This is a genomic window from Shewanella inventionis (assembly GCF_014641855.1).
Lineage (GTDB): Bacteria > Pseudomonadota > Gammaproteobacteria > Enterobacterales > Shewanellaceae > Shewanella > Shewanella inventionis.
Genome location: NZ_BMII01000076.1, coordinates 1 through 6,018, shown reverse-complemented (window position 1 = coordinate 6,018; position 6,018 = coordinate 1). Strand labels below are relative to the sequence as shown.

At 40.1% G+C, this 6,018-nt stretch carries 5 protein-coding genes; all 5 read left to right on the top strand.

Going from position 1 to position 6,018, the window contains the following annotated elements; translation table 11 throughout:
- Positions 1 to 164 precede the first annotated feature (164 nt).
- The 5 genes from IEW93_RS21435 to IEW93_RS21415 all read left to right on the top strand — a co-directional run bounded on the left by IEW93_RS21435 (position 165) and on the right by IEW93_RS21415 (position 5,809).
- Positions 165 to 3,044, top strand: coding sequence for an RHS repeat-associated core domain-containing protein (locus tag IEW93_RS21435; protein WP_188741237.1), 2,880 nt, complete (start codon positions 165 to 167; stop codon positions 3,042 to 3,044).
- A 4-nt stretch (positions 3,045 to 3,048) separates the two neighbouring features.
- Positions 3,049 to 3,240 (top strand): hypothetical protein, encoded by a 192-nt coding sequence (locus tag IEW93_RS21430; RefSeq protein ID WP_188741236.1) that lies wholly within the window; start codon positions 3,049 to 3,051, stop codon positions 3,238 to 3,240.
- A 229-nt stretch (positions 3,241 to 3,469) separates the two neighbouring features.
- A complete protein-coding gene (locus tag IEW93_RS21425) occupies positions 3,470 to 4,447 on the top strand; it encodes a transposase (RefSeq protein WP_188741235.1) in 978 nt (325 codons plus the stop codon).
- A gap of 192 nt (positions 4,448 to 4,639) precedes the next feature.
- Entirely contained in the window at positions 4,640 to 5,086 is a 447-nt protein-coding gene (locus IEW93_RS21420; protein WP_188741234.1) for a hypothetical protein, read from the top strand.
- Positions 5,087 to 5,206: 120 nt separating this feature from the next.
- Positions 5,207 to 5,809 carry a hypothetical protein gene (locus IEW93_RS21415; protein ID WP_188741233.1) on the top strand — a complete coding sequence of 201 codons (603 nt, stop codon included), beginning with the start codon at positions 5,207 to 5,209 and terminating at the stop codon, positions 5,807 to 5,809.
- Positions 5,810 to 6,018 lie beyond the last annotated feature (209 nt).

Genomic DNA, 6,018 nt, shown 5'->3' with positions numbered 1-6,018 from the left:
GTTCTAGTAATGCCTATTATTACGTTAGAACAACGGTAACCGGAAATCCCACCCAGGAAGTGTATTTTGATAAATGGGGGCGCGAGGTTATCGCTCAAACCACAAGCTTTAGCGGTGGCTGGAACAAAGTCATCAAAGAGTACGATGAGCAAGGCCGAGAAAAAATGGTGTATGAGCCAAACTCAACTGACTTTACACTTTTTGAATACGATGAATTAAATCGACCTAATACCGTTACAAAGCCCAATGGCACAACAGTCACAAATGAGTTATTTGGCTTTGAAAGTCGAACCACTAATGAAGTCGGTATAACGACAAGCGTATATCAAAATGGTTTTGGTGAAACGGCTTATACTGAAGATGCAATCGGTAATACAGTGTCTTTTACTTATGATGCTCAAGGCAATGTTGTGACTACAGACACAACCGGAGAAGGCAGTAATTACATTGTCACCGTGACTTATGATGACTGGGGCAGGAAACTCTCCACCAATGACCCGTCAAAAGGTCTATGGAAATACACCTATAATGCTTTTGGTGAGTTAATGACCCAGGAGACCGCTAGAGGCCATACCTTCACTTTTTCATATGATTTACTTGGACGCAAAATAAAAAGCTATGAGCCATCAGAAGGCACGCTTTGTTGGAATTATGGTACAGCGACCGATAAAGGCAGACTGCTTTCAGTCGAAAAATTTGATGCAGCAGTTGCAACGTGTGCTAGTGGCAATCCAACCTATAAAAATAGTTTTACTTATTATCCAGATGGCTTAGTTAAAACGACAACAACCTTAATAGAGGGGAATACGTTCACGCAAAGCCAAACTTACGATAGCTACAGCCGCCCAAGTGTTACCACTTACCCTGCAGGTACTGCGGCGTTTTCAGTTAAGAATTACTACACAACGTCTGGTTATCTATCTGAAGTACGTAATAATATAACGAGCGCGTTATTAAAACATGTTGACTCGATGACCGCGCGAAATCAAGTCGACGAAGTCACTTACGGTAACAATGTGACTACCACTGCGATGTTTGAAGATGACACTGGCTGGTTATCAAGTATTGACGTTAAAAAGGGTAGTACTCAGCTTGCTTACACTGATGTCGTGCATGATGATATAGGCAACGTAACCAGTCGCTGGACTAAATTTGGTTCAACCCCTGGAAGCATTACCGACTTTACAGAAACGTATGGCTATGACTACCTGACAAACCGTTTAGAAGACAGGACAATTAGTATTGCGACTGGTAGTGGTATCTTGCCAACAAATTTTAAAACGTATCAAGATTTCAATTATGATGACTGGGGTAATATTAAATTTAAAACGGGTGTGGGCAATTACACCTACTATGCAACTAAACCGCACCAGATTAATGAGGTCAAATCAGCCTCTGGAGCGCAATTGTATAAGTTTTTCTATGATGCCAACGGCAATAGTAAAACAGATGGTACTCGTACCTTTAATTATGGCAGTTACGACAAGCCAACATTAATCACCAAGGCTGGCAGCAGTTCTACCATGAAATATGGGCCTGAACGTGAGCTTATTTATAAATCTGATACGTATGTCGAAAATGGTAAAAATGTTACTTATCAGACAACCTATTTAGGCAATTATGAAAAGGTATATCGTACGGGTGGCGCAGGTACATTAACCGAGCATAAGTTTTATGTTGGCGATATTGTCTATACCCAACGAAGCAATGGTTCAAGTGATACTTTTTATCTACACAAAGACCATCAAGGCTCAGTCATCGCTACAACCAATGCCAGTGGCGCAGTGGTATCGCAAGCGATTTACGACCCTTGGGGTAAACGTACCGCTGTCTATTTGGCAAGTTTATTATCAAATTATACCTACAGCGAGCCAACGGACAGAGGATATACAGGCCATAAACATATAAAAGACTTAGATATTATTCATATGAACGGTCGGATCTACGATCCAACCTTAGGTAGGTTCTTACAAGCTGATCCCTTCGTTCAGGCGCCGTTGAATAGCCAATCGTATAACCGTTATAGTTACGTGCTGAACAACCCTATGTCGATGACAGATCCGAGTGGTTATTTCAGTTTTAATCCATTTAAAAAAATTGGCAGATCATTAATTAAGGGTGCAACAAAGATATTTGGTGCACAATTGGTTAATATGGTTGGAACTGCTGTTGCAACTTATGTTGGTGGTCCTTTGGGGGCAGCTGCTTGGACATATGAGTTTAATAGGGCAATGGGTAATAGTTCGACAGGTTCGTTGAAAGCAGCCTTTATATCTTATGTGTCAGCATCACTGCCTGCTGCCGATACGGGAAGTTCTATAGGTAACTTTGTGTTAGATGGTGCTGTCGGTGGAAGTATATCTTATGCATCCGGTGGGAATTTTGGACATGGCTTTTGGGCTGCCGGATTAAATAGTGCCGTAGGCGGAGATAGTATTACTGATAACCCTTATGCGAATGTTGTTATATCTGGGATTATTGGTGGAACAATTTCAAAAGTTACAGGAGGTAAATTTGCTAATGGTGCAATGAGTGCTGCTTTTTCTGCTGCTTTGAGGCAGGATTGGACAAGCCCACCTAAAGAAGGTAGTGCAGCATGGGATGCTAGAGAAGAAGCATACTTCCAAGCTGAGTTAGCCGCAGATCAAGCTATGTTGGCTAGTGGAGAGGGCTTATTGGCTTCAAATTGGGATTGGATGGAAAATAATTTCACAGGTGAGGCTGCAAAAATGTGTCGAGCAACTTGTATTGATAAATACTATGGCGACTTATATTATGATGCGCAAATTGTAGCTGAGCAGGGGTTGGCTGGACTGGCTGCTAATCAATACGCAAAATATATTCAAAAAAAGTCCCCTGCAATCGCAAATAGAAATACCTATGGGGGGAAAAAACAGTTTGAAGCAGGTACTAGGCAATTAAAAACTATAAAACAATTTCAATATGTAACGGGGATTTCTGCCGTAGCAGGCGCTGGTGCAAAAGGTTTTGTTTGGGGAGCGCGTGGATACTGTACTGTAGATTGTATAAATAGTGGAGGGTAATTTTATGAGAATTTTAGCAGCATTAATCGGAGGGCTTTTTATTATATTAGGGCCTCTTTTAAGTATTTTGTTTTTTACTACCTATATGACTTTGATAATTGAAATTATTAGCTCCCTTGCTTTTGGAGTTCTATTCATCTACTACGCTAAAACAGGAAGAAATTTAGGAGATGAAATTATCAAAAGCTTATTGTAAAAAATAAAAAGGGAATAAGTGCCATATATGGACGCTCCCTGTGAGTCAAGACAATACTCTGCTCACCTAAGGCTTTTGGCCTGACTCTTCTACGAATAACATGGCCACCCGAATAACATGGCCACCCATTCTAACTGGCTACACCCGAATAACATGGCCACCCATTCTAACTGGCTAAATATTCAACACTGAACTAGGCTTTATTACCCTTTTCAAATGGTAATAGAAGATGGCCAGACCAAGACAAACTATCGTTAGTCTAGAAGATACACCTTACTACCACTGCTGTTCGCGTGTGGTGCGTAAGGCATTTCTTTGTGGAATCGATAAATCTACTGGTGAAAACTTTGAGCATCGGCGCGAGTGGGTTGATTCACGCATTCTTGAGTTAGCGACCATTTTTGCTATTGATATCTGTGCTTATGCCGTGATGAGTAATCACTTACATGTGGTGTTAAAGGTTGATGCTGACAAAGTAAAACAGTGGTCAGATAAAGAAGTGCTCATTCAATGGCACAAAGGCTTTAAGGGCACGTTGCTTACGCACAAATACCTAAAAGAAGAAGACCTTAACCAGTTTGAGCTTCAAACGGTTAATGAATGCATTACTGAATACCGTAAACGCTTAATTGATATCAGTTGGTTTATGCGCTCACTCAGTGAGCCTATAGCTAGAATGGCCAACAAAGAAGATAAATGTACCGGAAGATTCTGGGAAGGCAGGTTTAAATCTCAAGCACTACTTGATGAAGCCGCAGTTTTAGCCTGTATGGCTTATGTCGATTTAAACCCTGTCAGAGCCAAAATGGCTGCAACCCCTGAAACCTCGGATTACACCAGTATTCAGCGCCGAATAAATTCAGCAATAAAAGGCGAGCAACCACCAGAGCTATTACCGTTTGTGGGTAATGAAAGACTCAATATGCCTAACGGGCTCATGTTCAGCGTGAAAGACTACATTGTACTGGTTGAAGATACCGGTCGGATAATTCGAGAAGATAAGCGTGGTGCCATTAGTTCAAGCAGTCAGGACATACTGAATAGACTCAACATCCCAGCAGAGAATTGGCTTAAAATCACCACTGAATTTGGTACATTATTTAAAGGTGCTGTCGGAGCATTACCCGCATTAACTGAATATTGTGAGCATTTAGAGCGAAAACGACGACAAGGCGCTGCAAATTGTCAGCGCTGGCTGTGCGCTTAAGTCATCATCCCCAATCAAATTACAATTCACCTTATACTTGATTGATATCAAGGTCCTCTGCTGTGTTGAATTCTGCAAATGATGAATAAACCACTCATTTAACGATAATATTTTAGCTGTATCGATAAAGATTGATGAGTTGATCACATCGTTCGTAACCCTCGCCAAAGCCATGAAAACGAGTTATGTTATTTGTTCAAAAAATGGGTGGCATCGTTTTCTTTTCTTGGCAGTGTTGGTGGCTGGGGAGATGCTGCACAAAGGATCGCTGTGTCAGCGCTTGGTGGGTGTGGAGCTGGTAAAGCGTCTGGCGGTTCTTGCAGCAGAGGTGCTAAGTTAGCAGCTATAGCTCAAGCAGTTAGTATCGGTGTTGAAAAGTTTACAACTCAAAAACCTACATATAAAAATGGAGATAAGGGACATTTAGTAAAAGTTAATGCTGATGACTATTTAGGTGATGAGGTATGGAACCCATGTCTTGATATTTGTGATGCGACCTCTGGCTTAGGAGGAAATGGCTATAATCATGTAGGTATAGGTAATGTAACTTCTAAAGCACCTGGTATGATTAATGAAAATGGTTGGTTAACAGGCTCAATTGGCAAGTTACCAGGCATGGATTCTGGTCATCCGATGTAAGTTATTTAGGTACTGCTGGTCAATTTCTAACAAACCAAATGACAATAGTTCCAATTAATGGACTGAATTATGTTGGATTAGGTGTGAATAGTTATAAATATTACTATCGAGGCATAAGAGATGGCTATTAAACGAATAGTGTTGGCAGGTTTGATTGTATTCTCTATTTCAATTATTGGTTGCTCAGTTAGTTCAGATATCATCAGGAGTATTCCCAAAGTTAATAGTGTAGCTATTGAAACTTGGCCTTTACGAACTGATAATTTTGATATATTTATTAAACCTGATAATGATTTAGTTATTAATAGAACTAGTAAAGTTTTACTAACTATAGATCAGGAGAGCTTTTCAACAAATACAGAAAACAAAAATCAGTCTTTTTATGTGGCGGTTAGATCGAAAGTTGGAGGTAATTCGTTTTGGAATTCAGCTTTTGTTAACTTACTTTATGAAGGAAAGTCAGTTCAAATAAATAAAATAGACTACGTAAATATTCTTATTTTGGATGGCACTTGCAATAAAGTGGTTAGTCATAAAGTTGATGCTATAAAGCTGATGGGAAATGACTACGCCTGTCTGAAAATTGAATATGATACTCCTCAAATAAATCCGTTGAAAAAATTTGAGCTAAATTTAGGTGGCCTGAGTATTGATTCTGAAAAAGTATCACCGATAACTTTCGAATTCGAAGGTCAAAATAAAACTATTGAAACTAGGAACTAAATAAAAAGGTGTAGTAACATTTGAGAGTTATTCTCACTTGATTTCAAACCTCTCGTTGTAGTTACCCGAAGGTTTTAACAATAACATGGCCACCCAGTGCGCCGAGATAAATCGGTAGAAGATTGGAGGTGAAAGTCCTCTGCTTGGTAGTGCCTAGCAGGCAGCCAAGACCCCGAGTCATGGGCTTTGCATCGTAAGGTGTTGAGTTA